Here is a 26,992-nt window from a genome sequence, read left to right as displayed (position 1 = left end):
TTCGCATTTGCCCCATGACCGATGAACTATCCATTCGCGTAGAACGCTCCTTCACCGCGATTTCCCCGGAGAGCTGGTCCAGGCTTTCCGGGGCGTCGAAGACTTGCAGCACGCTTGCCTACAATCCCTTCGTCTCGCACGCTTTTTTATCGTCGCTGGAGGAATCCGGCTCGGCCGCCGCCGAAACCGGCTGGCTCGGCCATCACCTGCTGCTCGAAACCGATCGCGGCGAGCTGATCGGCGCCCTGCCCGGCTATCTCAAAAGCCACAGCCAAGGGGAATATGTCTTCGACCATGGCTGGGCCGACGCCTTCGAGCGGGCCGGCGGGCGCTATTATCCCAAGCTGCAGTGCTCGATCCCGTTCACGCCGGCGACGGGGCCGCGTCTTCTCGTCGCCGAAGGGCTGCAGCGATTGCCGATCCAGAGCGCGATCGCCGAAAGCCTGAAAGAGGTCGTGCGCCGGCTCGGTGTTTCCTCGGCCCATATTACCTTCGTCCCTGATGAAGAGATCGGCGTCTTCGAGATGGATGGCTATCTGCACCGCACCGACCAGCAGTTCCATTTCATCAATGACGGCTACGCCAATCACGACGAGTTTCTCGAAACGCTCGCTTCGCGCAAACGCAAAGCATTGCGCAAGGAGCGCCGCGCCGCGCTCGAGAACGGGATCAGCGTCGATTGGCTGACCGGCCGCGATCTGACGGAGCGGATCTGGGACCAGTTCTTCAAATTCTACATGGATACCGGCGGCCGCAAATGGGGCCGGCCCTATCTCACCCGCAAATTCTACTCGCTGATCGGCGAGCGCATGGCCGACGATATCTTGCTCGTCATGGCCAAGCGCGACGGGCGCTATATTGCCGGCGCGATCAATTTCATCGGCGGCGATACGCTCTACGGCCGTCACTGGGGCTGCATTGAGGACCACCCCTTCCTGCATTTCGAGGTCTGCTATCACCAGGCGATCGACTTCGCCCTGGCGAAAGGGTTGAAACGGGTCGAGGCCGGGGCGCAGGGCGAACATAAGCTCGCCCGCGGCTACCTGCCGGTGACGACGCACTCCGCTCATTATGTCGCTCATGCCGGACTGCGCCGCGCGATCGGCGATTATCTCGCGCGCGAGCGTGCCGATGTCGAACATATGAGCGAGGTGCTGGCCGAACACAGCCCCTTCCGCAAGGGTGAGCGTCAGCAGGAGGATTGACGCCGCCCCGCCGAGCGCGCTACCCGATCAATGGAACGTGAGGAGATTTCGCGATGACCAGCGCTTATGACGACAACAATATCTTCGCCAAGATCTTGCGCGGCGAAATTCCCTCGCACCGAATCTACGAGGACCAGCATACGCTCGCCTTCATGGATGTGATGCCGCAGGCGCCGGGCCACGTGCTCGTCGTTCCGAAGGCGCCTTCGCGCAATATCCTCGATGCCGATCCCGCCACCCTCGTCCATGCCATTACCGTCGTTCAAAAGGTCGCCCAGGCGGTTCAGGAAGTTTTCGACGCCGATGGCGTGTTCATCGCCCAGTTCAACGAACCGGCGGCTGGACAAACGGTGTTCCATCTGCATTTCCACATCATCCCCCGCCATGAGGGCGTGGCGCTCAAGCCGCATTCCGGCAAGATGGAAGACGGCGCGGTACTCGCCGCCAATGCCGAAAAAATCCGGGCGGCCCTGGCGTAACGCGGATCTCTGCCAACGAGGGAAACAAAAAAGGCCGCGGGTGACGCGGCCTTTTCCAATTCGGTGACGAGCCCTCACTTCTTGCGCGGAACCTTGGGAACCGTGCTTCCCTTCTTCGGTGCGTCGCGGACTTCGGGCTCGGCCTGCGGGACCGTCTTGGCACGGGTCTTGCGGGCCGTCTTCGTCTTCAGCTCGCCATCATCCTCGTCGTCAGCTTCGGGATGCACGACCTCGGCCTCGGGTTTCGGCTTGATCGGCGCCGTATCCGGAATGGCTTCCAGCAGAATGCCGGGCTTGCCATCTTCCTTCGGGCCGACGGTGACGTTGACGACGCCGCCCTTCTTCAGCTTGCCGAAGAGGATTTCGTTGGCGAGCGGCTTCTTGATCGTGTCCTGGATCACCCGGGCCAGCGGGCGGGCGCCCATCTTCTCGTCGTAACCCTTTTCTGCAAGCCAGGCGATCGCATCCTCATGCAGGTCGAAGGTGACGTTCCTTTCGGAAAGCTGGGCCTCCAGCTGCATGATGAACTTCTGAACGACCTTGTGAATGACAGCCGTCGGCAGCGCCGCGAAGGGAATGATCGCGTCGAGACGGTTGCGGAATTCCGGCGTGAAGAGACGGGTCAGCGCCTCCTCGTCCTCGCCAGTGCGCTTGGACGAACCGAAGCCGATCGCCGCCTTGGCCATTTCGGAGGCGCCCGCATTCGTCGTCATGATCAGGATGACGTTGCGGAAGTCGATCTTCTTGCCATTATGGTCGGTCAGCGTGCCATGGTCCATGACCTGCAGCAGGATGTTGTAGATATCCGGATGCGCCTTCTCGATTTCGTCGAGCAGGACCACGCAATGCGGATGCTGGTCGACGCCATCGGTCAAGAGGCCACCCTGGTCGAAGCCGACATAGCCGGGAGGTGCGCCGAGCAGACGCGAGACCGTGTGCCGCTCCATATATTCCGACATGTCGAAGCGCAGGAGCTCGACGCCGAGCGACGCTGCCAGCTGCTTTGCCACCTCGGTCTTGCCGACGCCGGTCGGACCGGAGAAGACATAGGCGCCGATCGGCTTGTTCGGCTCGCGAAGGCCGGCACGCGCCAGCTTGATCGAGGTCGAAAGAGCTTCGATCGCGATGTCCTGTCCGTAGACCACCGAACGCAGTTCCTGCTCGAGATTGGCAAGCACCGCCTCGTCGTCCTTGGAGACAGTCTTCGGCGGAATGCGCGCCATCGTGGCGACGGTCGCCTCGATCTCCTTCTCGGTGATCAGCTTGCGGCGCTTTGACGGCGGCAGCAGCATCTGGGCCGCACCCGTTTCGTCGATCACGTCGATCGCCTTATCGGGCAACTTGCGGTCGGAGATGTAGCGGGCCGACAGTTCGACGGCCGACTTGATGGCGTCGTTCGAATAACGCAGATGATGATACTCTTCGAAATAGGGCTTCAGGCCCTTCATGATCTCGATCGCGTCATCGATCGACGGTTCGCTGACGTCGATCTTCTGGAAACGACGGACCAGCGCCCGGTCCTTCTCGAAGAACTGGCGATATTCCTTGTAGGTGGTCGAACCGATGCAGCGGATGGCGCCGGATGACAGCGCCGGCTTTAGCAAGTTCGATGCATCCATCGCCCCGCCTGAGGTGGCGCCGGCGCCGATCACCGTATGGATTTCGTCGATGAAGAGGACGGCGCCCGGATATTCTTCCAGCTCCTTGACGACCTGCTTCAGACGTTCCTCGAAGTCGCCACGGTAGCGTGTGCCGGCAAGCAGCGTGCCCATATCGAGCGAGAAGATCGTCGCATCGGCGAGCGCCTCGGGAACCTTCCCTTCGACGATGCGCTTGGCAAGACCTTCGGCTATCGCCGTCTTGCCGACGCCGGGATCACCGACATAGAGCGGGTTGTTCTTCGAACGACGGCACAGGATCTGGATGGTGCGGTTGACCTCGGCATGACGGCCGATCAGCGGATCGATCTTGCCGCCCTTGGCCTTCTCGTTGAGATTGACGCAGTAGGCCTTGAGCGCATCCTGCTGCTTTTTGGGACCGCCCTCTTCCTCGCCGCCGCGCGCCGTCGGCTTGCTCTCGGCCTCCTCCTCGGCGCCGCGCGGAGTGCGGGTCTCCGACGCGCCTGGCCGCTTGCCGATGCCGTGGGAGATGTAGTTGACGGCATCGTAGCGGGTCATCTCCTGTTCCTGCAGGAAATAGGCGGCATGGCTTTCGCGCTCGGCGAAGATCGCAACGAGCACGTTGGCGCCGGTCACTTCCTCGCGACCGGACGATTGCACATGGATGACGGCCCGCTGGATGACACGTTGGAAGCCGGAGGTCGGCTTCGAATCCTCGTCGTAACCCGTGATCAGATTGGACAGTTCGTTATCGACATATTCGACGAGCGTCTTGCGCAGCGCGTCGAGATCGACATTGCACGCGCCCATGACCGCGGCCGCATCGGCATCATCGATCAGTGCGAGCAGCAGATGCTCGAGCGTCGCATATTCATGATGCCGCTCGTTGGCAAAGGTCAGTGCCTGATGGAGCGCCTTCTCTAAGCTAGGCGAAAATGTTGGCACGTTGAGATCCTCACTTCTTTTCCATGACGCATTGCAGCGGATGCTGGTGCTGCCGGGCGAAGTCCATCACCTGGCTGACCTTCGTTTCCGCCACCTCGTATGTGAATATTCCGCACTCGCCGACGCCGTGATTGTGGACATGGAGCATGATGCGGGTGGCACTTTCACGGTCCTTCTGAAAAAAACGCTCCAGAATATGAATGACGAATTCCATTGGCGTATAATCGTCATTCAAAAGCAGCACGCGATAGAGGTTGGGCTTCTTGGTCTTCGGCTTGGTGCGCGTGATGACCGAGGTTCCGCGATTTCCGTTATCCCCGTTCCTTTCGCTGTCGTTCTGCATCCGGATCGGCTTTGCGATCATTGTCATTCATTCCTCGATCAATCCGGCGGAGCATGGGAGGGCGCTTTTCCCGCCGAATATCTGAAACACTAACTTAGTTCATAATAGGCCGATTTTAAGCCCCCTGTCAGACACTGCAATCAAGAAATGCCGGCATGCACGGGAAAGACCAAAAAAGTCCCCGGCCTGTCGAATGTGAAGGTTGCAGCGAAAGAGGAAACAAAAAGACCGGCCACAAATGTGTAGCCGGTCCTCGATTTTCAATATGCAGCGCAGGTTGCGCCGTTAAGATCAGTTCACGCAGCGGCAGGCGCAGCCGGCTGCGCCGACTTGGTGGTCTTGACGACGGCAGCGGCAATCGGAGCCTCGTAGGGCTTGTAGGCCGACTTGGCGAGGTCGGCGTACATTTCGCCGAGCTTGGTCGTTTCGGAGACGAAGCTCTCATAGGCAGATTTGACATAGCTGGTCTGCAGCTCGAAGACGGCCTCGAAGCTCTTGGCGCCGGCGAGGGTTTCGAAGTGCGTCACCGCATCCTGAAAGGATTTCTTCGAATATTCAGCGGCTTCGGCAGCGATCGCCTGAAAGCCCTTGGCCGTGTCGGAATAAGTTCTCAGCGCCGTGTCGACGGCTTCCTTGCTCTTCCTGTTTGCATCGTCAAAGTTGAACATGAGCCATCCTCCGTTTGGGCTGTTAGTGCCGGCAGGGTAGCTGCAACGCACAAATAGTCAAGTAGTCTTGTGCGACGCAAAACATCTACAGGTTGCGCTACGGAGACAAAACAAAGCAAGCGCGCCGGTGAACGTACGTCTTTAACGGTTTTTGCTAATATATAGCACAATGCTACAACCATGCGTTTTAAAGAAATTTTGATTCGACAGCAAAAAAACAAAAAAAGACCGGGCGGATGGCGCCGCCCGGTCCACTTCAAGCTCTCACGCGCGATTAAAGATCGACGTCGAGGATCGCCATCGAAAAGTTGTAAGAGCGGTCGCCGTCTTCGTCATCGACATAGACGACGCCCAGAAATTCTTCGCCCAGATAGACTTCCGCAGAATCATTCTTGCGCGGACGCGCCTTGACGACGATCTGCGGGTTGAGCGTACGTTTGAAGTAGGCGTCGAGCTTCTTGATTTCTTCTGGCTTCACTCTGTCATCTCCGTAAGCGGTCTTGATTGGCCGCTTCTTGCACACGAAAAGCAGCGGTGTAAAGGCAAGGTTGCCACTTGGCGACGACTGTCCCCGCCCGGTGCCCGCCGACCTTCCCTCATCCCTTTATCTAGCGCTCAGATATCGGCGCCAATCACCTGATCCATATTGCGCGACGGCTCGGAACAACCGGCCTCGCCGACGACCTTGGCCGGAACGCCTGCGACCGTCTTCTTCGGCGGCACTGCTTTCAGCACCACGGAACCTGCGGCAACGCGCGAGCAGTAACCGATCTCGATATTGCCGAGGATCTTCGCGCCGGCGCCGATCATGACGCCGCTGCCGATCTTTGGGTGGCGATCGGCGCCCTCTTTGCCGGTGCCGCCGAGCGTCACACCATGCAGGATCGAAACATTGTCGCCGATGACGGCCGTCTCGCCGACGACGAGGCCGGTGGCGTGGTCAAGGAAGATGCCCTTGCCGATACGCGCGGCCGGATTGATGTCGGTCTGGAAGACGCTGGAGGAACGGCTCTGCAGATAGAGCGCAAAATCACGCCGACCGCGGTTCAGCAGCCAGTGGGCCAGACGATGGGTCTGCAGCGCATGGAAACCTTTGAAATAAAGCACCGCCTCCATGAAGCGCAGGCAGGCGGGATCGCGGTCGTAGATGGCCTGGATGTCGACGCGAAGAATGGAGCTCCACTCCGGCCAGTCGAGCAGCATTTCCTCGAAGGTCTGACGCAGCAGGTTCGCCTGCATATCTGGATGGTCGAGACGTTCGCAGATGCGGTGGATGACGCATTCCTCAAGCGAATGGTAATTGATGACCGTCGAGTAGAGAAAGGCGGCAAGAACCGGGTCTTTTTCGGCCGCGATCCGAGCTTCCTCGCGCAGGCTGTCCCAGATGGGATCCATCACCTTCAGCGGATGGCCTGTCTCAAAAGCACGAATATCTGTCTTGGCGACCATCGCCGCTCTCCTCGTTGCCAGCCGGAATGCCGTTTTCGGAATGCCCATATATAGTGGAAAACGCCCATAACATAAATGGGTGCCGTCACCATGGTTTTTTAGCATGGTTTTTCGGCATCACGATGATGTCACCCCTCAGCGACCCTTGCGTAGAAGGCCAGCACCGCCTGCTTGAAAACCTTGTCGCCGACGGCGAGCATGTGATCACGGCCGGGAATATCGAGCGCTTCGGCCTCGGGCATCAGGGCAGCCAACTCCTGCGGAGAGCCGGCAATATCGTCCTTGGTGCCGACACCGATCAGGGTTGGCATGTCGAGCTTGCCCATATCGGAGCGAGCGACAAGGTCGCGCGAGCCGCGTATGCAGGCGGCGAGCGCAGTACGGTCGCTCTTCGTCTGCTCGGCGAAGGCGCGGAACATGCGGCCGCGGTCATGCGTCACGACCTCCAGCGACGGAGCCAGCAACGCATCGGCGATCGGGTCCCAGTCGCCGACCCCATCGGTCATGCCGATGCCGAGACCGCCGAGCACCAGCGAGCGGATGCGATGGGGATTGGCGAGTGCCGCAAAGACGGAGATGCGCGCGCCCATCGAATAGCCCATGAGATTGGCCTCGGGAATACCGAGATGGTCAAGCAAGGCGATCGCATCGCCGGCCATGACCCAGGGGCGATAGGCTTCGGCGTCGTGCGGCTTGTCGCTTGCGCCATGGCCGCGATTGTCGATGGCGACGACCCGGTAGCCGGCATCGCCTAACGTCTTCAGCCAGCCCGGATGCACCCAGTTGACGTTGGCCGTCGAGGCAAAGCCATGGATCAGCAAGACAGGCGAGCCGGAAGGATCGCCCTCGTCGAAAAAAGCGATGTTCAATCCGTCATGGGTGAAGCTTGAAAATGCAGGTATATTCAGGTTCATCGGGCCTTCCTTCTGGCGCGACCATAGTCGAGCCGCCTCTCGGCGGGAAGCCAAAATTGTGGGTAAAAACTGTGCCCGGCGCAGCGCTTTGGCTCTACACATTTGCGGCGAAGGCTTATAAGGTTCGCGCACTTTCAAAGCATTCGGAGAGCGACATGGCCGGCCACAACATTCCCCACTTCCAGAACGACGGCGGTCACCGCGTCATCGAAGTCGGCGTCAAGGAATTCATGTGCACCGGCGCTTCGGTGCCTTTCGACCATCCGCATATCTTCATCGACATGGGCGACGACAATGAAAAGGTCTGTTCCTATTGCTCGACGCTTTACCGTTATAATTCTTCTCTCAAACCGAGCCAGACCAATCCGGCCGGCTGCGTTTTCCACGTGAAGGCGGCGTAACCGTCCAGAATTCGGATCGGACTGATAATGCCGGTCGAACATGCCGCCATCATCGGCGCCGGCATTGCCGGGCTGACCGCTGCGCTTGCGCTTTCGCGGCGGGGCATCAGCTCGGAGATTTTCGAGCAGGCGGATGAGCTTGTCGAAGTCGGCGCCGGCTTGCAGGTTTCGCCGAACGCCTCCCGCATCCTGGCAGAACTCGGTGTCCTCGAGGGACTTTCAAAAGTCTGGCTCGAACCGGAGACGATCCGGCTGATGTCAGGCGCTTCGCTGCGCCAACTTGCGGCTGTACCGGCCGGCAAATTCGCGCGGCAGCGCTGGGGGGCACCCTATGGCGTGCTGCACCGCGCCACATTGCAGAATGCGCTCCTCACCGCGGTCGAGGCCGATCCGCTCTGCCGGCTTCATCTTGGTGTGCGAATGGATTCGAATTCGCCGCCCGTCGAGCGGGCCGCCGATGTCGTCATCGGCGCGGACGGCGTCTGGTCGAAGCTCCGGCAATCCGTACCCGGCAGCCCCTTGCCGCGTTTTTCCGGCAACATCGCCTACCGCTTCACTCTTGCCGAAGGCGAGGCGCCGGGCTTTCTCGACCGGACAAGCGTTTCGGCTTTCCTTGGCGGATCGGCGCATCTCGTCTGCTATCCGCTGAAGGAGACGGGCAGCATCAACATGGTGGCGATCACCGCGGGCAATACCGCGCCGCAGGCCTGGCGAAACGAGCCGACGGCAGAGCAGTGCGCGCGGCTCCGGGCGCAGCTTTCCGGCTGGAACACCGCGATCGTGTCGCTGCTCGATAAACAGCCGAAGCTGACGTTCTGGCCGCTCTTCGAAACCACATCGGGCGCGTGGCAGGACGGCCGAAGGACGGTTCTGATCGGCGACGCCGCGCATGCGATGATGCCCTTTGCCGCTCAGGGAGCGGCCATGGCGATCGAAGACGCCTACGAACTTGCCACTTTTCTTTCGAACCGCCCGGCGGCGGAGGCACTGGGCCTCTTTGAGAGGCATCGTATGCCGCGCATTGCAAAGCTTCGCCAGCGCGGCGCCTTCAACAAATTTGCCTATCATGCGAAGGGGCCGATCCGGATCGGCCGCGACCTGGTGCTCGGCCTGAAGTCGCCGCAAAGCCTGGCGGCCGGTCTCGACTGGATCTATGGCTACCGGGCTCATAGCACGCTGTCTGGCGCCGCAAGCGGCCGCAGCGCCTAAAGCGCGCGTCGCGATCTTTCAGATCCGCTCCTTGCGCTTTAGGTGTTTGTTTTACGCCGCAATGGCTCAGACGGCGCTTGCCGCCGCAAAACCTCGTTCGATATCGGCCTTCAGGTCGGCCACGTCTTCAAGGCCGATCTGCAGCCGGATGACGGGCCCCTCCTTCGGGGCCTTCGCGATCTTGCGGTCGTTCAGATTGGCGTGCAGCGCAAGGCTTTCAAAGCCGCCCCAGGAATAGCCGAGACCGAAAATCCTCAGCGCGTCGAGGAAGGCATGGGCCTTCGCCTTGAATTTCTCGGGGCCCTCAGCGGCAAGCACGAAGGAAAAGATACCGCTGGCGCCCTTGAAATCGCGCTTCCAGATAGTATGAGAGGGAAAGCTCGGCAGCGCCGGATGCAGCACGCGGGCGACATCCTCCCTGCCCTCCAGCCATTCGGCGATATCAAGGGCGCTTTCATAATGGCGCTCGAGGCGCAGGCCCATGCTGCGCAATCCGCGCAGGATCTGATAGGCATCGTCGGGCGCGCCGCAGATGCCGAGGGCGCCGTTCGTCTCCTTGAGACGCTCCCAGTGCTTGCCATTGGCCGATACCGTTCCGAGCAGGATATCGGAATGGCCGGACGGATATTTCGTCGCCGCGTGGATGGAGATATCGACGCCGTGATCGAGCGGCCTGAAATAGAGCGGCGTTGCCCAGGTATTGTCCATCATGACGACGGCGCCGAGACGATGCGCGACGGCCGCGATTGCCGGGATATCCTGCATTTCGAAGGTATTGGAGCCGGGAGCCTCGGTATGGACGATCTTGGTGTTCGGCCGGAACAGCGCCTCGATGCCGGCGCCGATCGCGGGATCATAATATTCCACCTCGACGCCGAGCCGCTTCAGCATCGTATCGCAGAAATGGCGGGTCGGGCCATAAACCGAATCGACGACCAGCGCGTGATCGCCGGCGGCGCTGAACCCGAGGAACGGAATGGTGACCGCTGCCAGCCCCGAGGGAACGAGGATCGTGCCGGCCGAACCTTCGAGCGCGTCGATCGCTTCGCAGAGCGCGTCCGTCGTCGGCGTACCGCGCGTTCCATAGGTATATTTCTGCGAGCGCGTGTCCATCGTCGCCGCATTCGGAAACAGGACCGTCGAGGCATGCACGACCGGCGGATTGACGAAGCCGTGATAGTCGAAGGGGTCGTTGCCAATATGGGTCAGGCGGGTATTGATGCCGGCGGTCTGCAGCAAGCTGTCTTTGTCTTTCATGTCGGAAAAAGCCTTTGGCGGGGGGCGCAAAATCAGACTTTTGGACCCCTCGACCGGCCTGGTCAACCCCTCGAAGAGGGGGACAGCTGTCGCTGGGTTTTTCTAAATTCGCGTTATTTTTCCGCAATAGGGCGCTCATTTCCTAGCCAACCGCCTTCGAATGTGGCGCAATCCGGCAAAATGCTGAATTTTGCCGCAATTATTGATCGCGACACTTGACCATGGTGACATTTGCGACTGTGATAGGGTACTCGCGCCGGGAGGGTGTCGAGACGATGGGGGTGGCAGAGTTTTCCGCCGGAACGCCCCACAAGAAAATATAATACAACGGAAAAGGTTGGGAAAAAAATGAAGAACAAGCTTCTGTCCGCCGCGATCGGCGCAGCAGTTTTCGCTCTTGGCGCCTCGGCTGCTTCGGCCACGACTCTCGGTGATGTAAAGGCAAAGGGTTTCATTCAGTGCGGCGTCAACACCGGCCTCGCCGGCTTCGCCGCGCCTGACGCTTCCGGCAACTGGGCGGGCTTCGACGTCGACTTCTGCAAGGCTGTCGCTTCGGCCGTGTTCGGCGACCCTACCAAGGTGAAGTTCACCCCGCTCAGCGCCGCCAATCGCTTCCCTGCCCTGCAGTCGGGCGAAATCGACGTGCTCGCCCGAAATACGACCTGGTCGATCAACCGCGATACGGCACTCGGCCTGAACTTCCGTTTCGTCAACTATTATGACGGCCAGGGCTTCATGGTCCGCAAGAGCCTCAACGTGAAGTCGGCATTGGAACTCTCCGGCGCGTCCGTGTGCGTCCAGTCGGGCACGACCACCGAGCTCAACCTCGCCGACTATTTCAAGGCGAACAACCTTCAGTACAATCCGGTCGTCTTCGAAAAGCTGGACGAGGTCAACGCCGCCTATGATGCCGGCCGTTGCGACGTCTACACCACCGACCAGTCCGGTCTCTATTCGCTGCGCCTGACGCTGAAGAATCCGGACGAACACGCGATCCTGCCGGAAATCATCTCCAAGGAACCGCTCGCCCCGGCCGTTCGTCAAGGTGACGACCAGTGGTTCGATATCGTCAGCTGGGTCGGCTATGCCATGATCAATGCTGAAGAATTCGGCATCACCCAGGCCAATGTCGACGACATGAAGAACTCGCCGAACCCTGACATCAAGCGCTTCCTCGGCGTCGAGGCGGATACCAAGATCGGCACCGATCTCGGCCTGACCAACGACTGGGCTTACAACATCGTAAAGAACGTCGGCAATTACGGCGAAGTCTTCGAGCGCAACATCGGCCAGGGCAGCCCGCTCAAGATCGCGCGCGGTCTCAACGCCCTGTGGAACAAGGGCGGCATTCAGTACGCTCCGCCGGTTCGCTGAGCGCGTCACGTATGAAGACGGAAAGGCGGGCGACCGCCTTTCCTCCTCCAATAAAAAAGCTCCGAAAAGGAGCATAATGGGGAATTGGCCAAGCATGACGCACCAGGCTTTGGATTCAACACGTTTATCCAGAGGCGGCTGGAGCTTTCAGTCCGCGCTCTACGACCCGACAATTCGGGGCATTTTCTTCCAGGTTCTCACCATCGTCCTGCTGGTCGTCTTCGTCTGGTGGGTTGCGCACAACACTGCCGTCAATCTGGCGCGCGCCAACATCGCGTCGGGCTTCGGCTTTCTGAACGGCCGTGCCGGCTTCGAGGTCGGTCAGTCGCTGATCGCCTATTCGAGTGATTCGACCTACGGCCGCGCGCTGGTCGTCGGCCTTCTGAATACAATCCTGATCGCCGTTACCGGCATCATCACCGCCACCATCATCGGCTTCATCATTGGCATCGGCCGCCTGTCGAGGAACTGGCTGATTGCCAAGCTGTGCACGGTTTATGTCGAAGTCTTCCGCAACATCCCGCCGCTGCTTGTCATCTTCTTCTGGTATTCGGGCGTTCTGGCGGTTCTGCCGAATGCGCGCGAGTCGCTGCATCTGCCGCTCGGAGCGTATTTGAACAACCGTGGCCTTTCCTTTCCCAAACCGATTTTCGGCGAGACTTTCTGGCTCGTCGGCGTCGCCTTCGTCGTCGCGATCATCGCCGTTATCGTCACGGCCCGATGGGCGCATCGCCGGCAGGCGGCGACAGGTCAGCCGTTCCATACGATCTGGGCTTCGCTCGGGCTGCTGGTCGGCCTGCCGCTTATCGTCTTCCTGGTCGCAGGCGCGCCGCTTTCCTTCGACTATCCGATCGCGGGCAAGTTCAACCTCACCGGCGGCTCCGTCGTCGGGCCGGAATTCATGTCGCTCTTCCTTGCACTTTCCTTCTACACCGCTGCCTTCATCGCTGAAATCGTGCGCGCAGGCATTCGCGGCGTGCCGAAGGGACAGACGGAAGCTGCAGGCGCACTCGGGCTTCACCCCTCGTCGATCACCCGGCTGGTCGTCATTCCGCAGGCCTTCCGCATCATCATTCCGCCGCTGAGCAGCCAGTATCTCAATCTGACCAAGAACTCGTCGCTGGCGATCGCCATCGGTTTTGCCGATCTGGTCGCCGTCGGTAGCACGACGCTGAATCAGACAGGTCAGGCTGTCGAGGTGATCCTCATCTGGATGGTCATTTACCTCAGCCTCAGTGTCGTCACTTCGCTGTTAATGAACTGGTTCAATGCCAAGATGGCGCTGGTGGAGAGGTAAGATGAGCAACGCTTTCGTCAGAACCGCCATACTGGCGCCGGAGCCGCCGCCCTCAGCAGAGAAAGGCCCGGTCGCTTGGATTCGCCGCAACCTGCTTGCGACGCCCAAGGACATCGTCCTTACCATCCTGGCGCTGGTCTTTGTCGTTTGGGCCCTCCTGCACGCGCTCGACTGGCTCTTCGTGCAGGCGGTTTGGAGCGGTCCGGACCGCACCTTCTGCGCCACTGCCGTACAGGGTGGCATCCAGCCGGATGGCTGGAGCGGTGCATGCTGGGCCTTCGTCAACGCCAAATTCGACCAGTTCATCTTTGGACGCTATCCGCTCGACGAGCGCTGGCGCCCGACGCTGGTCGGTATTCTTTTCGTACTCCTGTTGGTGCCGATGCTCATCCCCTCGGCGCCGCGCAAGGGCGTCAACGCCCTCCTGCTCTTCGGCGTTCTTCCGATCGTTTCCTTCTTTCTGCTTTACGGCGGATTTGGTCTGGAAATCGTCGAGACCCCACTCTGGGGCGGGCTGCTGGTGACGCTGGTGCTCTCTTTTGTCGGCATCGCCGTCTCCTTCCCGCTCGGCATCATCCTGGCGCTGGGAAGGCGCTCGCAGATGCCGGTCATCCGGACGTTCTGCGTCGTTTTCATCGAAGTCGTCCGCGGCGTGCCGCTGATAACGGTCCTGTTCATGGCGAGCGTCATGCTGCCGCTTTTCCTGCCGGCCGGCTGGACCGTGGACAAGCTGTTGCGCGCGATCATCGGGGTATCGATCTTCGCCTCCGCCTATATGGCGGAAGTCATCCGCGGCGGCCTGCAGGCTATTCCCAAGGGCCAGTTCGAGGGGGCGGATTCGCTCGGGTTGGGCTACTGGCAGAAGATGCGGTTGGTCATCATGCCGCAGGCAATCAAGCTGGTGATCCCTGGCATCGTCAACACCTTCATCGGCATGTTCAAGGACACATCGCTGGTGTCGATCATCAGCATGTTCGACCTTCTCGGCATCGTTCGCCTCAACTTCGTCGATCCGAATTGGGCAACCGCAGTAACGCCGCTCACGGGGTTGATATTCGCCGGATTCGCCTTCTGGCTTTTCTGCTTCGGCATGTCGCGCTATTCAGCATTCATCGAACGTCACCTCGACACCGGCCACAAACGATAAAAATGAGGGAAAATAATCATGGCTGAAGCTCCAGCGAAAAAGCTCACCGTTTCCGCAACGGAAGTGGCGATCGAAATCATCAACATGAACAAGTGGTACGGCGATTTCCACGTGCTGCGCGACATCAACCTGAAGGTCATGCGCGGCGAACGCATCGTCATCGCCGGGCCGTCCGGCTCGGGCAAGTCGACGATGATCCGCTGCATCAACCGTCTCGAAGAGCACCAGAAAGGCCAGATCATCGTCGATGGCACCGAGCTCACCAACGATTTGAAGAAGATCGACGAAGTGCGGCGCGAGGTCGGCATGGTGTTCCAGCACTTCAACCTCTTCCCGCACCTGACGATCCTCGAAAATTGCACACTGGCTCCGATCTGGGTGCGCAAGATGCCGAAGAAGCAGGCGGAAGAAATCGCCATGCATTTCCTGAAGCGGGTCAAGATCCCGGAGCAGGCCAATAAATATCCGGGCCAGCTTTCCGGCGGGCAGCAGCAGCGCGTGGCGATCGCCCGGTCGCTGTGCATGAACCCCAAGATCATGCTGTTCGACGAGCCGACTTCGGCGCTCGATCCCGAAATGATCAAGGAAGTGCTGGACACCATGGTCGGCCTCGCGGAAGAAGGGATGACCATGCTCTGCGTCACCCACGAAATGGGTTTTGCCCGCCAGGTCGCCAACCGCGTCATCTTCATGGATCAGGGCCAGATCGTCGAGCAGAACTCGCCGGCCGAATTCTTCGACAATCCGCAGCACGAGCGCACCAAGCTGTTCCTCAGCCAGATCCTGCACTGACCCCCGAACGCTGAACATGAAAGACCCGCCGCACCCCTTCGGGTTCGGCGGGTCTTTCATGTTCAGCGGGCGGCGGTCGCCTGCAACAGACTGCAGATGCGGGTAGGACGGAATCGCCGCCGCTCAGCGGAAGGTGCCGCCCGATTTCCTGGATTGAGTCATTAAGAGAATGGATGCCCGCCGCCACGCTCGGTGGTCCCGGCCATGCCTAGAGCGGTTCAGCTTTTTCATGGAAGCGCAGAACTGCTTAAGTTCTTGTTTTTACGCAATTCCTGACGGAAAGCCGTTTCCCGCTTTTTCTAGAATTGCTCTGACAGCCCATCCCTCTTGCCCGCAGGCGTTGAAACAAATAACCTCCCGCTCGATTACTTCGATGATCAACCATAGGAGAACTAAACCCAATGAGATTGATGGCAGTCGTTGGCGTTGCACTTAGCCTGGGCTGTATTTCGGCCGCAGAATCTCCTTCAAACTATCAATCCTACAGCGGCATTCGGGTCGACACAGACCCTGCCCTCCTCTCTCGATACGACATAGCTCTTAGGTGGTGCGTGCCGGAGGCGGGCTCATGGCGACGCGGGTCGCCGGATCCGCAGAGCCTGCATTATAACGCGGCGCTCAGAAATTGCCTCTACAGGCGCGGCATTGTCGATAGAGGCGTCTACGCTTACCCCATCCCCAAGATTTATTTCGATCATTTTTTGGATCGCTGAGAAGAACCGAACGGATGTAGTCTGCCATAGAACTTCAAAAGCCAGGAACATAAGCACGGCTGTATTGGCGTGGCTTGTCGACGGCGGCGGCCGCATATCAGCTTTTGGCGGCTGTCGGATGGCCGGCCGTTGCCGTCCGGCAATTACCACAGGGATGACGGAAGCTGCAGCGCTGCTTTCAGGGCAACGCGGACCTCAACCGACGGTCGACACCGCCTGTACTTCATGTCATCTCGAACTTCGTAGAACTTGTCGCCGTCGATATAGATAAAATGGCAGCTTGGCTTTTCGCCTTTGCCGGCTGAACAGGCCTTATCGCCTTTGAAGGTGAGTTTCGTTTTCACGTCGATCATTTTGCCGGCGACATCGGCCCTGCCGGTCGTAGTCCCCTTCTTCCAACTCCAAACGAGTTCGGCGGTTACAGGTTTTTTCAGATCGAGAATTTCCACTTCCACCTGCTTGCCGTCAGCAAAAGCTTTGAACTCGTCCCTTGTGGCCTTTTTGCCCCCGCAGGAAGATCAACGGCGTAGGCATTCATTGCATATAGAAATGCAGCAGCGCTTATGCTCGGGAAGATCGCTCTCATACTCTCCCACTAAGAATTGCCAGGGAGGGTACACGCCGTCTACAGCAGCCAAATCCTACCTATTGTAGCTATGAAACAGTATAGCGCAGGTTGAACATATGTAATCCTACGACATTTCAACTTTTCGGCGACATCCTCAGAATTTCTGTCTTTGTATTGGCTGCGTCGCACCACACGAAATAAACCTCTTGCGACGATTACTGGACAGTCTTGGACAATATTATTCGCGTCCGCGATGTATCAAAGATGATCTCCATGGAACTGCTTGCCGCCTGCATGACGACATGACAGCCAACCGAAATCGTCATGGCTCCGGTATCGGAAAGACCAGCCACGAAGAAGATCAATATTTCTCTCTCCTATGGGAGAACTGCGAGGCCGAGAGCGTCTGAACATTCGCCGTGGCGCTCGATGTGACGCCGACGGACCCGCGGCGCAATTGGGATCAGCCGCCTCCATGCCAGATGATGGGTCCGAGCAAATTTCCCTTATAATCTGGCGATTGGAACCCGAGCCGCGGATGAATTGCCCTGCCCACGCCCTCTAAATTGGCGGGGTTCGAGTTCAGGATTGATCAGGATACGCCACCACCTGAAGGGTGTTCTGTCGGCGCGATCACACGCATTTGATGCCGTTGCGCTGAGTATGGGCTTCCGCCAGAGCCTGCGCTTCGAAGGCGAATTTCACCTGCTAGCATGTGTCGGCGGAGGAGCGGTGTGCCCATTATCTAATCAGTCTTGAAAGCGACTCATGATCGAATCGAGCACCCTGGTGAGGGGGCCGGCCTCGCCACGGCCATCTCAATTGGCCCCAATCGTGAAGGCGAAACTGCCAAAAATTGAAAAATTCAGAAAAAATGTTGGATCCCGCGTCGGCGGCAGGATTCCGGTCACATCCATCAGATTTTCCTAATCTTTTCAATAAGCGGATGTCGCTGTGGTTGCAGAAAGAATAATTCGCGGAAAGCGAGACATATATTTTGTCCCAATTTGGGCGAATCGAATTTCCGCAAATATTTCAAAATGTAACTTGGGAGTGATCCGGATATTGTGGCAGCAATATGGCTATGATTCTCAAGTACTTACTGTTTCGGTGCTGTTGCACCATTCAAAACCTCGCCCTATAAACCCCGCCGCAACACATGATTAACTACGAAATATTAGACAACGCTGAAGTTGAGGAACAAAACCATGACAACATACTACGTAGCTTCGAGCAGCAGCGGCGGCGGTAACGGCAGTGCCTCCTCTCCTTTTCGCACGATCAGTGAGGCGATGGCTTCGAACCTTAAGCCTGGCGACGAGGTCGTGGTGAAGGCGGGGACTTACAATGAGGCCATCAACATCGACAAGGACGGCTCGGCGGCAGGCGACATCACGCTGCGCTCGGAAGTGCCGGGCGGGGCGCTGATCCGGCCGCCCGCGGGCTCGTGGAACGCGATCAGCGTCAACGCCAACCACGTGGTCATCGACGGTTTTGACATCGCCGGCGCCAACGGCGACGGGATCGAAGCAAACAATGTCCACCACGTCCAGATTCTCAATAATAAGGTCCACGGCAGCGGGGAGTCGGGCATCCAGTTCAACCAGTCGGACTTCATCCGCATTGAAGGCAACGAGACTTACAATAACGCTTCCACAGGCTGGTTCTCGGGCATCTCGATCTACCAGAACCGGAACATCACCGGCGACACCTCGACTGACGGCTACCGGACGATCGTGCGGAACAACATCTCGCACGACAACATCACGAAGTCGGGTGAGCACACCGATGGCAACGGCATCATCATTGACGATTTCCAGAGCACGCAGGCGAGCGGTAATCCGAACTACACATTCAAGACGCTGGTCGACAACAACCTCGTCTACGGGAACGGCGGCAAAGGTATCCAGGTTACCTGGAGCGACTCCGTCACCGTGAAGAACAACACCGCGTACCACAACAATCAAGACCCGGCGAACACCGGCACCTGGCGGGGCGAGCTCAGCAACTCGGCGTCGAGCAACAACACCTGGGTCAACAACATCGCCGTAGCCGACCCATCGCTGAACAAGAACAATACTGCGATCGATAATACGTCCACCGACGCCTACACCAACAAGAACGTCGTCTGGGCCAACAACATCACCTACAACGGCACGGCCGGACAGGCCTCGGTCAAAACCGATGGCGGCAACGCAATGCCCAGCTCGGCGGACGGCAACAAGCTCGGCGTCGACCCGAAGTTCCTTGGGGCCTCGAGCGACGACTTCCACCTCGGCTCCGGCTCGGCGGCGGTTGACAGCGGAACCAGCAAGTACGGGGTCAGCTCAGTCGATCTCGACGGCGACGCGCGCGTCGTCGGAACTGTCGATATGGGTGCCTACGAATCCGGCTCTGCCCCGGTATCGGGAACGCCAACCGCGCCGACCGCACCGACGCAACCAACAACGCCTACCACCGGTACGCCGACTACCGGGACGCCAACGACGGAAACGCCCACCACGGGAACGCCGACCACCGGGACGCCGACGACGGGAACGCCGACCACGCCGACTACGGAGACCCCAACCACGGGAACGCCGACCACGACGACGAAGCTATACACCGGTACCAACGGCAACGACATCATGCCACACACCGGTCAGTCCAACGGCGGCAACGAAACCTTCAAGGGGCTCGCCGGCAATGACCTGTTGAAGGGCGGCGCCGGCGCGGACGTGCTCGACGGCGGTAGCGGCAATGACACGGCCAGTTACGCGGGCTCCGACGCCGGGGTCCACGTCAGCTTGGCGACTTGGACCGCATCGGGCGGGCACGCCACCGGTGACAAGCTCGTCAGCATCGAAAACCTGATCGGCTCAAGCCATGACGACGTGCTGACCGGCGGCAATAACGGCGGCAACGTTCTCAATGGCGGGGCCGGCGCGGACAAGCTGAACGGCGGCGCCGGCGGGGACGTCATCATCGGCGGTGCCGGGAAGGACATGATGACCGGTGGCACCAGCTCGGATACGTTTGTCTTCAAAACAGCGACGGAAACCGGGTCGGGCTGGGACCGCGACGTCATCACCGACTTCCAGCACGGCGTCGATAAGATCGACCTCTCAGCGATAGATGCGAATGGCTCTGCGCTTGGCGATGCAGCCTTCCATTTCCAGGCACAGGAGAATGCCTTGTTTGACAAGAAGGCTGGCGCGCTCGCCTGGCACTACGAGGACGACCATACCGTTATTCAGGCCGACTTGAACGGCGACGGCGTTCATGACTTCGAGATTCAGCTGCAGGGCCACGTACAGGTGGGGGCAAGCGATTTTCTCCTGTAACTAATACTCGTTGTGGCGGTCGTTCGATCGCCGCAACAATCGGGCTGACAATCGGAAGTATGTCGACGGCGGAGTAAAAACCCGCCACGCGGCGCGCAAGCTTCGGCTACTTCAGCGCGTGGATGAGCAAGCCGGGAGGGCGGAGCCCGAGCGGCGATCCCATCCACGCGCTGCATTTTTTTTACAGGTGTCAGCCCGCCTTTCCGGTGCAGCTTTGCACGTGGCGAAAGCGGTCGCCGTTCATCTCGAGGACGTTGACTTGGCGGGTGATGCGGATCAGCAGAGCGCCCATTCGGCGCTCTGGGCTCTGTCCATTCGTCGAACGGAAGATTGCTGGTGATCAGGTGGCGCCTCTTCGAAGTTTTGCGAAATCAGAGTTCCGCGCCGGTCTAGCGTGTTGTCCTCCGCTTCCAGAGACAGTTGGCCGGGGGGCGGCCGTACGCCGGATTGGCCGGACGACCGTCCAAATGCAAGGGTCCAATGACCAAGCTCCTTCAGGCTGGTGATGGGACAGATTCAAGTCATTGAATTTGTGGCGACCCCTGAAGGAATGCGAATTGTCGAAAATTAATGATTTCAATAAAATCTGCTTATTTTGAGGGGCGAATTAGCGCCTTTGATTCCATTATGCAATTTTGCCAAGCCCCTCGCGACAAACCGCTAAGCTTTCGTTCCGCTGTACACGATGATATCAATGAGAAACGATGTTGCTGTTGGAGTTCTAGGGGTTAGGTGGCGGGACTGTTTAAATCATTGAAGAGAGTGCTGACTGGAAAGATAATCCGACAATCAGACGTTCAAATTATGAACGGCAGTTGCATTATGTCCTTGCGTATTAAACGCGATAGCGGAAGCGGCGGCGTCTATGTGGTGTTAGCCTCTAAAGCATCGGGCAACTATCAATATTACCCTTTCGATGCAGAAGAGTTCGACAGTTTCGTTGATGCTGCTATCGAGATCAGAAAGCGTTACGGTCCGATGAATCGGCTGGTATCGGTCAGACCCAAGCCACCATCAAACCGTGACCCGAGAACACCGCTTACGGTGGTGCTATTAAGCCTCACACAATCCTTCTGAAATAGGCATCGGCTAAACCATAGGGATACCGATTCCGCAGATGCTTGCAAACTCATCTCTGCGACTGTGCATACAGATAATTCTGACCTTAATGCTCTCTTTTCCAGGCGTGGCCGCCGCTACACCTCCATGTCGTGACGATACGTTTGCGAAGGCCAAGCTCGTGGTTGAGGCACGCGTGACATCGTTCTGGATCGGAGCGTCCGGCCTGCTGCTCGGTCCGGATTTTCCGGACCGGATGATACGTATCGATCTGGAAATTAAGAGGGTCATCAAAGGCACGTTCACCGGTAAGAAGGCGACATTGTATGGCTTTCCGTACCCCCCTCCGGATCGATTGCGGGAGCTTGGCACGATGGCTTTGATAGCTGGTCTGGGCGGCCAAGATACCTTTGAATGGGAACTTTCGGCCAACAAATTAGACGACGACGTGTCCTTCTATTCGTTGAACAATTGTAACTACTCCAAATTCCCCATCGACGTTTCACGGTAGCCGTAGCCATTCCATCAGCGCGCCGATCGGCAATGTCCGTTGGTATTTCCGTGTCGGCAAGGGAAGAGAACGCGCCTGAGGGGTGACTGGGGCTCGAAAGAATTCGTCGCCGACTACAAGCGGTGCATGGCCCAGGAAGACACCGAGCCGGAGCCTAGCCGGCACACCCTGCAGTGGCTCGTCGACAAATATCAGGAAAGCGCAGCATTGAAGGGATTAAAGCCGTCAACGCAGCGCGCCCGCGCCAACGTGCTGAAGGCAGTTTGCAAGACAGGCGGCAAGATGATCCTGTCAAAGATCGACAGAGCCACAATCGCAGCCGGCCGCGACCGCCGGGCCGATACCCCTTTTGCGGCGATCTCATACCTCAAGATCATGGGCTATCTTTTTGCTCTGCCGTTGATGCTGGCATTTTGAAGCATAACCCAGCCCGCGACGTGAAGATGCCGAAGGCGAAAACCGATGGCTTCAAGCCTTGGGAAGCAGCCGACGTCGAAAAGTTCTATGCCACCCACCCCGAAGGCTCGCAGGCGCGGCTCGCCAGGGACATGCTGCTTTTCACCGGCCCTCGTCGGTCGGACATCTTCCGAATCGGCCCGCAACACATCAAGGGCGACGTGATCGAGTATCGCGTCGGCAAGAACGACGAGTGGGTTTATATCCCGATGCACCCGGATCTGGAGGCGGTGCTCGAGGTGACGAAAACTGATCACCTCGCTTACCTGGTCACGCCAGTTCACGGCCGGCCGTTCAGGAGCGCGGCCGCATTTGGGAACTGGTTCGGGGACATGTGCGCCGAGGCAGAAGTGGAAGGCCGGGCGCACGGCCTAGGAAAACGCTTGCCCAGCTGCTGGCCGAAAGCGGCAATAGCAACAGCGAACTGAGGCGCGATTTGGCTGGCGAAGCGATGCCATGGCCAACCACTACACGCGCAAGGCCGATAAAAAGAGGTTAGCTATTTCGGGCGCTGCGAAACTGAATGAGAACAGCCTAACCCCTCAATCTAGACCCGATGAGGGGTTCACGCCGGAAAGCGAAACAAAAACAATCCCGTAGAAAATTGATGGCGACCCCTGCAGGAATCGAACCTGCGACAACCTGCTTAGAAGGCAGGTGCTCTATCCAGCTGAGCTAAGGGGCCCACTGCCGGCCGCGCCCAAGAGGCGCGGCCGAATGCAGCATATGTGGACGAGAATTCTCAATGCGTCCAGGGTTGCGTGCGGGTATAGCGGAAATTATCCGGATAGGCCACCACCTGACGGGCCGGGTCCTTCGGCGCGATGACTCGGTATTCGATGCCGTTGCGCTGGGCGTAGGCTTCGGCGAGCGCCTGCGTTTCGAAGGTGAGTTTTACCTGCTGGCGCATATCGCCCGAGGACGTGTAGCCCATGATCGGATCGATCTTGCGCGGCGACTCCTGATCGAATTCAAGCACCCAGAGGTGGGTCTTGGCCTTGCCGGACTGCATGGCGGTCTTAGCAGGACGATAGATCTTGGCAGACATGACTGCGGCATCTCCGAATATGCGGGGGATAGCGCGCCCCGCCTTTCATGGTCTCAATCCCGTTGCCGGGCCTTTGCTTCGTCGTCAGCGACAACGCGAAGAGATGAATTTTGCTTATCCGCGAATCCCCGTTTTTTCAAGAAAAAAGCGGATCGCGACGCCGTAGCCACAGCCACACCGACGATGCGCCAATGTGTTGGGGAAGGCGGCTCAGCACATTCTTCCCTCATGTCGCTTTGCCATCCCAGTCAAAACTACAGGAATTCCGGGCAGTTGCGCAATATTACCAATTGTCTCATGTTGTGATCACAACCTGATTGCCGCAGCCAGCCACCGGCACTAGGTTGCGGCTCAATCGGTTTCAGTGGATTGCACGCATCATGAGACGTTCGGCAGAGTTCAATGCCATTATGATAGGAGCTGTCATCACCGCTTTCTTCTATGTCGTGATCAGCTATGCCCAATATATCGGCCTGATCGCCCGCGGTTGAGGCCGGTCGCTCTGAGTCCAATTCGCTCAACAGATAAATTGACGCCCGAACGAGATTTTCTCTTGCGTCCACAGGCCTGGTGAGAAATCTCAGGCCACGACTGGATTTATGGGTTGCGACGGTGAAGTGAACCGTGTATTCCCGCTGCCAATCACGGCACGGAGTGTAGCGCAGTCTGGTAGCGCATCTGGTTTGGGACCAGAGGGTCGGGAGTTCGAATCTCTCCACTCCGACCATTCAATATCCCAGCGAATTCCTTGATAGGCGCATCGTAGCTGGTGCGCTCGCGACTACGCGCCCGTCACTTCGCCTTCGTCGTCGTGGCGCTCACGATTCTGTCGCCTGGCTTGATTCCGAATTTGCCGACGATGCCGGCATTGAGTTCGACGACGTATTTCACCGGGCCCATCGAATCGATGATGTCGCGTGAATAGGGTTTTGCGTTTTCCTTGATGTGACGGATCGTGCCGGTGTCGTCGGCAAAGAGCATGTCGAGCGGCAGGATGGTGTTCTCCATCCACATGGCGACGCGCCGGGTTTGACCGAAGTCGAAAATCATGCCGGCGTCATCGGCCATTGACTTGCGAAACATCAGCCCGCGGGCGCGCTGATCGCCAGTGGCGGCGACCTCGACGGTGAAATGCAGCATCTTGCCCGCGGCTGTCTGGATGAGCAGCGGCTCCTTGTCGAACCGCATCTCCTCGTCGGCCAAAGCCGGCAGGGCGACCAAGAAAAAAAGCGCCATGACGGCGCTTCTGATCGCATGAAACAGGACGATGCCGCGCATTTCAGTGCGACCGGCTTGCCGGGCTCGGAACGTCGGGATGGATCTCTGCGGCCATCAGGCCCTTTTCGCCGTCGCCGAAGCGGACGAGGACGACCTGGCCAGGGCGCAACTCCGTCAGTCCAAAGCGGCGCAGCGTTTCCATGTGCACAAAAATGTCTTCGGTGCCCTCACCGCGCGTGAGGAAGCCGAAGCCCTTGGTGCGATTGAACCACTTGACGAGCGCGCGCTCGAGCCCGCTCGTCGCGGTGACCTGTACGTGGGTGCGCACCGGCGGCAGCTGCGAGGGATGAATGGCGGTCGACTGATCCATCGAAAGGATCTTGAAGGCCTGGTAGCCGCGCTCGCGACGCTGGATAAGGGCGACGATGCGCGTTCCCTCGAGGATCGTCTGGTAGCCGTCGCGGCGCAGGCAGGTCACGTGCAGGAGAACATCCTGCATGCCGTTATCAGGCACGATGAAGCCGAAGCCCTTGGCGACGTCGAACCACTTGACGACACCGGTGATTTCGACAAGATCGACCGCTTCTGACGACAGCTCGTCGACATCGGTGTATGCGTTCGATGAAATCCTATCAGCCATTATCGCCAGCCCCTCGAATACGCGTCACACTGTTACGGTTAACTGATTCTTGAAATCAAGATTAACATCTTGGTAACGGATAAGCGCAAGTCCTAGTTTTCGGTTATTCCCAGCTGCACATTTTATAAAGATGACTTGCCCGAAGCTGACCTCGGCTCGCCAAAAAGGCCAGCCCCTATAAAGGAGTAGATAGAATGCGTTATCTTCATACGATGGTTCGCGTCAAAGATCTGGACGCTTCGCTCGCCTTCTATACCACGCTGTTCGGACTGGAGGAGATTCGCCGTCACGAAAACGAGAAGGGCCGCTTTACCCTGGTTTTCCTGGCCGCTCGCGACGATCTCGACCGTGCGCGCAGCGAAAAAGCCCCCTGCCTCGAGCTTACCTACAACTGGGATACGGAGGATTATAGCGGAGGACGCAATTTCGGCCACCTCGCCTATGAGGTGGATGATATTTACGCGATCTGCCAAAAGCTGATGGATAACGGCATTACCATCAACCGGCCGCCGCGCGACGGCAACATGGCCTTCGTGCGCTCGCCCGACGGCATTTCGATCGAAATTCTGCAGAAGGGAAGCCCGCTTCCGGCCGCCGAACCCTGGGCTTCGATGGGCAATACCGGCGCCTGGTAAGGGTTTTGGCCGCAAGGCTTTTGCGAAGCTTGCGGCTTTTGCGATTTCGGGTCCGACCGGCGCCTTGGCGCTTGCCGCGACCCGGCCCCTTAGGCAATCTCCCGATGACTCGAAGCGGAGGATGGCGATATTTCGCCGTTTTCCGCATCAACCGGAGACTGATTGCTTGCGTAATATTGAGACGCGGATGCCCATTACCGGCGCATTGCTGATCGCCACCTCGATGCTGGCGGTCTCGGGCTGCGTATCGAGCAAGAAGGCGCTCGATTCCGCCGCGGCCGTTCCGGCGGTTCCGGCGACGGCGGCCGCAGCGCCACAGCTTGGCGCAACGGCGCCCGTGAAATCTGCCCCGCGCTCAGTCTATTCCGACCCCCGGCTCGTCAATGTCTCCGGCGCCCAGGCCGCGCCACAGGTCGTGGCAGGGGATGCGAGTGCCGCCGTCCCGCCGGCCGATCCGGCAATGGCGGCGCCTGCCAATATAGGCGGGCTCGTCATGCAGTCGACACGGATCAACGCGCAGGCGATGAGCATCTTTTCGGATCACCAGCCGCCGCCGCAAAACAACAGCACGTCCACCGTCATTCAGCCGCAAGCCTATGCGCCGACGGACGGAGTGGCACCCGCAAAAAGCAGCGTCTACAGCCAGCCGATCATCCCCTCACAGCCGGCAGCACCGGTGCTGCCGCAGCAATCGTCAGAAAATTCCGACACGAAGCCTGCACTCGGACAAACAGCCTCGCTGGCGACGGGCGCTATCCCGGCCTCGACGACAAACGCGCTTTACAGCGCACCGAAGCAGAACCTGCTCGGCAGTCTTTCCGGCCTCCTGCACAAAGCCGCCCTGCCCGGCATGACGCGCGTTGCGCCGAACGGGCTGCACGTCCAGAACGATCATGTCGAGGTCGGCTGCTTCAAGCCGAACCTGCTGAAAGTGATCAAGACCGTCGAGAACCATTTCGGCCGGCCTGTGATCGTCACATCCGGCTATCGCGACGAAGAACATAACCGCCTCGTTGGCGGCGCCGACGAATCGATGCACAAGAACTGTGAGGCGGCGGACATTCAGATCGACGGCGTATCCAAATGGGATATCGCCGCTTATATCCGCTCCTTGCCCGATCGCGGCGGCGTCGGCACCTATTGCCACACCGACTCGGTCCACCTCGACACCGGCAAGACCCGCGACTGGAACTGGGGCTGCGGTGGCAAACAGGCACCGGTGACCACCGCAAGGGCGATCTGATATCGCAAGTCTGCCCCCTGACCTTACGTCAACTGAGTTTCATGCGCTTCTGGCAAGCTGCGCAAGCCGTTGATTCGACACAGGTAATCTCAAATGACTCCGCCGCGAAAATATCTGTCATTTTTTTGAAGAAAATCGAATTTGCCGCTTGCGGCATACGAAGGTGCTGATTATAAGGGCGCCACCACGAAGGAAGCGCCCTTCGTCTATCGGTTAGGACACCAGATTTTCATTCTGGGAAGAGGGGTTCGACTCCCCTAGGGCGTGCCACTTTCTCTCCATATAGAAGCCATCGCATCCGCTTGCAGAAGCCGGCGCACACGCCTATTTTAACGAGGCTGGCCTGCGCCCTTCGTCTATCGGTTAGGACGACAGATTCTCATTCTGTAAAGAGGGGTTCGACTCCCCTAGGGCGTACCATTGAGCTTGTGATTGTCGCCACCACCCGTCGCATCGATATTTCCAGCTATCAGGCCTCG

Annotated in this window: 27 protein-coding genes and 4 tRNA genes; 19 read left to right on the top strand and 12 right to left on the bottom strand. The window is 58.9% G+C overall.

What is annotated here, in order from left to right; all coding sequences use genetic code 11:
* Positions 1-14: 14 nt before the first annotated feature.
* Together NL154_RS08785 and NL154_RS08780 are read left to right on the top strand one after the other, a co-directional pair.
* Entirely contained in the window at positions 15-1,205 is a 1,191-nt protein-coding gene (locus tag NL154_RS08785; protein WP_210631519.1) for a GNAT family N-acetyltransferase, read from the top strand.
* A gap of 53 nt (positions 1,206-1,258) precedes the next feature.
* Positions 1,259-1,684 (top strand): HIT family protein, encoded by a 426-nt coding sequence (locus tag NL154_RS08780; protein WP_210631520.1) that lies wholly within the window; start codon positions 1,259-1,261, stop codon positions 1,682-1,684.
* 74 nt (positions 1,685-1,758) lie between these two features.
* On the opposite strand, the gene clpA is transcribed toward NL154_RS08780, so the two are convergent.
* The 6 genes from clpA to NL154_RS08750 all read right to left on the bottom strand — a co-directional run bounded on the left by clpA (position 1,759) and on the right by NL154_RS08750 (position 7,622).
* Positions 1,759-4,248, bottom strand: coding sequence for an ATP-dependent Clp protease ATP-binding subunit ClpA (gene clpA, locus NL154_RS08775; protein ID WP_210631521.1), 2,490 nt, complete (start codon positions 4,246-4,248; stop codon positions 1,759-1,761).
* Positions 4,249-4,258: 10 nt separating this feature from the next.
* On the bottom strand, positions 4,259-4,612 hold the full coding sequence (gene clpS, locus NL154_RS08770; protein ID WP_008526939.1) for an ATP-dependent Clp protease adapter ClpS: 354 nt from the start codon (positions 4,610-4,612) through the stop codon (positions 4,259-4,261).
* A gap of 275 nt (positions 4,613-4,887) precedes the next feature.
* Positions 4,888-5,259 (bottom strand): phasin family protein, encoded by a 372-nt coding sequence (locus NL154_RS08765; RefSeq protein ID WP_210631522.1) that lies wholly within the window; start codon positions 5,257-5,259, stop codon positions 4,888-4,890.
* 274 nt (positions 5,260-5,533) lie between these two features.
* Positions 5,534-5,737 (bottom strand): DUF3126 family protein, encoded by a 204-nt coding sequence (locus NL154_RS08760; RefSeq protein ID WP_008526943.1) that lies wholly within the window; start codon positions 5,735-5,737, stop codon positions 5,534-5,536.
* A 137-nt stretch (positions 5,738-5,874) separates the two neighbouring features.
* Positions 5,875-6,708, bottom strand: coding sequence for a serine O-acetyltransferase (gene cysE, locus NL154_RS08755; RefSeq protein ID WP_064709189.1), 834 nt, complete (start codon positions 6,706-6,708; stop codon positions 5,875-5,877).
* Positions 6,709-6,836: 128 nt separating this feature from the next.
* Positions 6,837-7,622, bottom strand: a complete 786-nt coding sequence (locus NL154_RS08750) for an alpha/beta fold hydrolase (protein ID WP_221146562.1) — start codon at positions 7,620-7,622, stop codon at positions 6,837-6,839.
* Positions 7,623-7,777: 155 nt separating this feature from the next.
* Here NL154_RS08750 and NL154_RS08745 point away from each other — a divergent pair, with 155 nt between their 5' ends.
* On the top strand, positions 7,778-8,023 hold the full coding sequence (locus tag NL154_RS08745; RefSeq protein WP_092748325.1) for a zinc-finger domain-containing protein: 246 nt from the start codon (positions 7,778-7,780) through the stop codon (positions 8,021-8,023).
* A 27-nt stretch (positions 8,024-8,050) separates the two neighbouring features.
* Positions 8,051-9,232 (top strand): FAD-dependent monooxygenase, encoded by a 1,182-nt coding sequence (locus tag NL154_RS08740; RefSeq protein WP_210631524.1) that lies wholly within the window; start codon positions 8,051-8,053, stop codon positions 9,230-9,232.
* 66 nt (positions 9,233-9,298) lie between these two features.
* On the opposite strand, the gene NL154_RS08735 is transcribed toward NL154_RS08740, so the two are convergent.
* Positions 9,299-10,489: a cystathionine beta-lyase gene (locus tag NL154_RS08735; protein ID WP_434733907.1), complete on the bottom strand. Its 1,191-nt coding sequence runs from the start codon at positions 10,487-10,489 to the stop codon at positions 9,299-9,301.
* A 348-nt stretch (positions 10,490-10,837) separates the two neighbouring features.
* Between NL154_RS08735 and NL154_RS08730 the strand changes: the two genes are divergently transcribed.
* The 5 genes from NL154_RS08730 (at position 10,838) to NL154_RS08710 (ending at position 15,812) form a co-directional block, all read left to right on the top strand.
* Positions 10,838-11,863 carry an amino acid ABC transporter substrate-binding protein gene (locus NL154_RS08730; protein WP_064802245.1) on the top strand — a complete coding sequence of 342 codons (1,026 nt, stop codon included), beginning with the start codon at positions 10,838-10,840 and terminating at the stop codon, positions 11,861-11,863.
* 94 nt (positions 11,864-11,957) lie between these two features.
* Complete coding sequence (locus tag NL154_RS08725; protein ID WP_210631526.1) at positions 11,958-13,160, top strand: amino acid ABC transporter permease; 1,203 nt, start codon at positions 11,958-11,960, stop codon at positions 13,158-13,160.
* A 1-nt stretch (position 13,161) separates the two neighbouring features.
* A complete protein-coding gene (locus tag NL154_RS08720) occupies positions 13,162-14,307 on the top strand; it encodes an amino acid ABC transporter permease (protein ID WP_210631527.1) in 1,146 nt (381 codons plus the stop codon).
* A gap of 18 nt (positions 14,308-14,325) precedes the next feature.
* Positions 14,326-15,099, top strand: a complete 774-nt coding sequence (locus tag NL154_RS08715) for an amino acid ABC transporter ATP-binding protein (protein WP_038688615.1) — start codon at positions 14,326-14,328, stop codon at positions 15,097-15,099.
* Between the two features lie 401 nt (positions 15,100-15,500).
* Positions 15,501-15,812: a hypothetical protein gene (locus NL154_RS08710; RefSeq protein WP_221146559.1), complete on the top strand. Its 312-nt coding sequence runs from the start codon at positions 15,501-15,503 to the stop codon at positions 15,810-15,812.
* 143 nt (positions 15,813-15,955) lie between these two features.
* Here the strand turns inward: NL154_RS08710 and NL154_RS08705 are convergent, their stop codons facing one another.
* Positions 15,956-16,261 carry a hypothetical protein gene (locus NL154_RS08705; protein ID WP_434733906.1) on the bottom strand — a complete coding sequence of 102 codons (306 nt, stop codon included), beginning with the start codon at positions 16,259-16,261 and terminating at the stop codon, positions 15,956-15,958.
* 1,327 nt (positions 16,262-17,588) lie between these two features.
* Here NL154_RS08705 and NL154_RS08700 point away from each other — a divergent pair.
* The 5 genes from NL154_RS08700 (at position 17,589) to NL154_RS08680 (ending at position 22,157) form a co-directional block, all read left to right on the top strand.
* A complete protein-coding gene (locus tag NL154_RS08700) occupies positions 17,589-19,703 on the top strand; it encodes a choice-of-anchor Q domain-containing protein (protein WP_210631529.1) in 2,115 nt (704 codons plus the stop codon).
* An 822-nt stretch (positions 19,704-20,525) separates the two neighbouring features.
* On the top strand, positions 20,526-20,780 hold the full coding sequence (locus tag NL154_RS08695) for a hypothetical protein (RefSeq protein ID WP_434733905.1): 255 nt from the start codon (positions 20,526-20,528) through the stop codon (positions 20,778-20,780).
* Between the two features lie 163 nt (positions 20,781-20,943).
* Entirely contained in the window at positions 20,944-21,273 is a 330-nt protein-coding gene (locus NL154_RS08690) for a hypothetical protein (RefSeq protein ID WP_247241745.1), read from the top strand.
* Positions 21,274-21,399: 126 nt separating this feature from the next.
* Positions 21,400-21,690: a hypothetical protein gene (locus tag NL154_RS08685; RefSeq protein ID WP_221146557.1), complete on the top strand. Its 291-nt coding sequence runs from the start codon at positions 21,400-21,402 to the stop codon at positions 21,688-21,690.
* Between the two features lie 26 nt (positions 21,691-21,716).
* On the top strand, positions 21,717-22,157 hold the full coding sequence (locus tag NL154_RS08680; RefSeq protein ID WP_434733904.1) for a hypothetical protein: 441 nt from the start codon (positions 21,717-21,719) through the stop codon (positions 22,155-22,157).
* A gap of 180 nt (positions 22,158-22,337) precedes the next feature.
* Here NL154_RS08680 and NL154_RS08675 read toward each other — a convergent pair.
* Both NL154_RS08675 and NL154_RS08670 read right to left on the bottom strand, forming a co-directional pair.
* A tRNA-Arg gene (locus NL154_RS08675) sits at positions 22,338-22,414 on the bottom strand.
* 57 nt (positions 22,415-22,471) lie between these two features.
* Positions 22,472-22,777: an ETC complex I subunit gene (locus NL154_RS08670; protein WP_008526983.1), complete on the bottom strand. Its 306-nt coding sequence runs from the start codon at positions 22,775-22,777 to the stop codon at positions 22,472-22,474.
* Positions 22,778-23,427: 650 nt separating this feature from the next.
* On the opposite strand from NL154_RS08670, the gene NL154_RS08665 reads away from it, so the two are divergent.
* Positions 23,428-23,504 (top strand) — tRNA-Pro (locus NL154_RS08665).
* Between the two features lie 65 nt (positions 23,505-23,569).
* On the opposite strand, the gene NL154_RS08660 is transcribed toward NL154_RS08665, so the two are convergent.
* Both NL154_RS08660 and NL154_RS08655 read right to left on the bottom strand, forming a co-directional pair.
* Positions 23,570-24,055: a DUF192 domain-containing protein gene (locus tag NL154_RS08660; RefSeq protein WP_210631533.1), complete on the bottom strand. Its 486-nt coding sequence runs from the start codon at positions 24,053-24,055 to the stop codon at positions 23,570-23,572.
* 1 nt (position 24,056) lies between these two features.
* The gene (locus tag NL154_RS08655) at positions 24,057-24,635 is read right to left on the bottom strand and encodes a cold-shock protein (RefSeq protein ID WP_210631534.1); all 579 of its coding nucleotides are present in this window, start codon (positions 24,633-24,635) and stop codon (positions 24,057-24,059) included.
* A 194-nt stretch (positions 24,636-24,829) separates the two neighbouring features.
* Between NL154_RS08655 and gloA the strand changes: the two genes are divergently transcribed.
* The 4 genes from gloA to NL154_RS08635 all read left to right on the top strand — a co-directional run bounded on the left by gloA (position 24,830) and on the right by NL154_RS08635 (position 26,933).
* Positions 24,830-25,270, top strand: a complete 441-nt coding sequence (gloA, locus tag NL154_RS08650) for a lactoylglutathione lyase (RefSeq protein ID WP_085778026.1) — start codon at positions 24,830-24,832, stop codon at positions 25,268-25,270.
* Between the two features lie 187 nt (positions 25,271-25,457).
* Positions 25,458-26,513, top strand: coding sequence for a YcbK family protein (locus tag NL154_RS08645; protein WP_434733903.1), 1,056 nt, complete (start codon positions 25,458-25,460; stop codon positions 26,511-26,513).
* A 195-nt stretch (positions 26,514-26,708) separates the two neighbouring features.
* Positions 26,709-26,783: transfer RNA gene (locus tag NL154_RS08640), tRNA-Glu, on the top strand.
* A 75-nt stretch (positions 26,784-26,858) separates the two neighbouring features.
* A tRNA-Glu gene (locus NL154_RS08635) sits at positions 26,859-26,933 on the top strand.
* Positions 26,934-26,992: the final 59 nt, after the last annotated feature.

Source organism: Rhizobium sp. YTUHZ044, assembly GCF_051123975.1.
Classification (GTDB): domain Bacteria; phylum Pseudomonadota; class Alphaproteobacteria; order Rhizobiales; family Rhizobiaceae; genus Rhizobium.
Note: the sequence above shows the minus strand (reverse complement) of the source record. Positions and strands in the feature narration are given on the sequence as shown.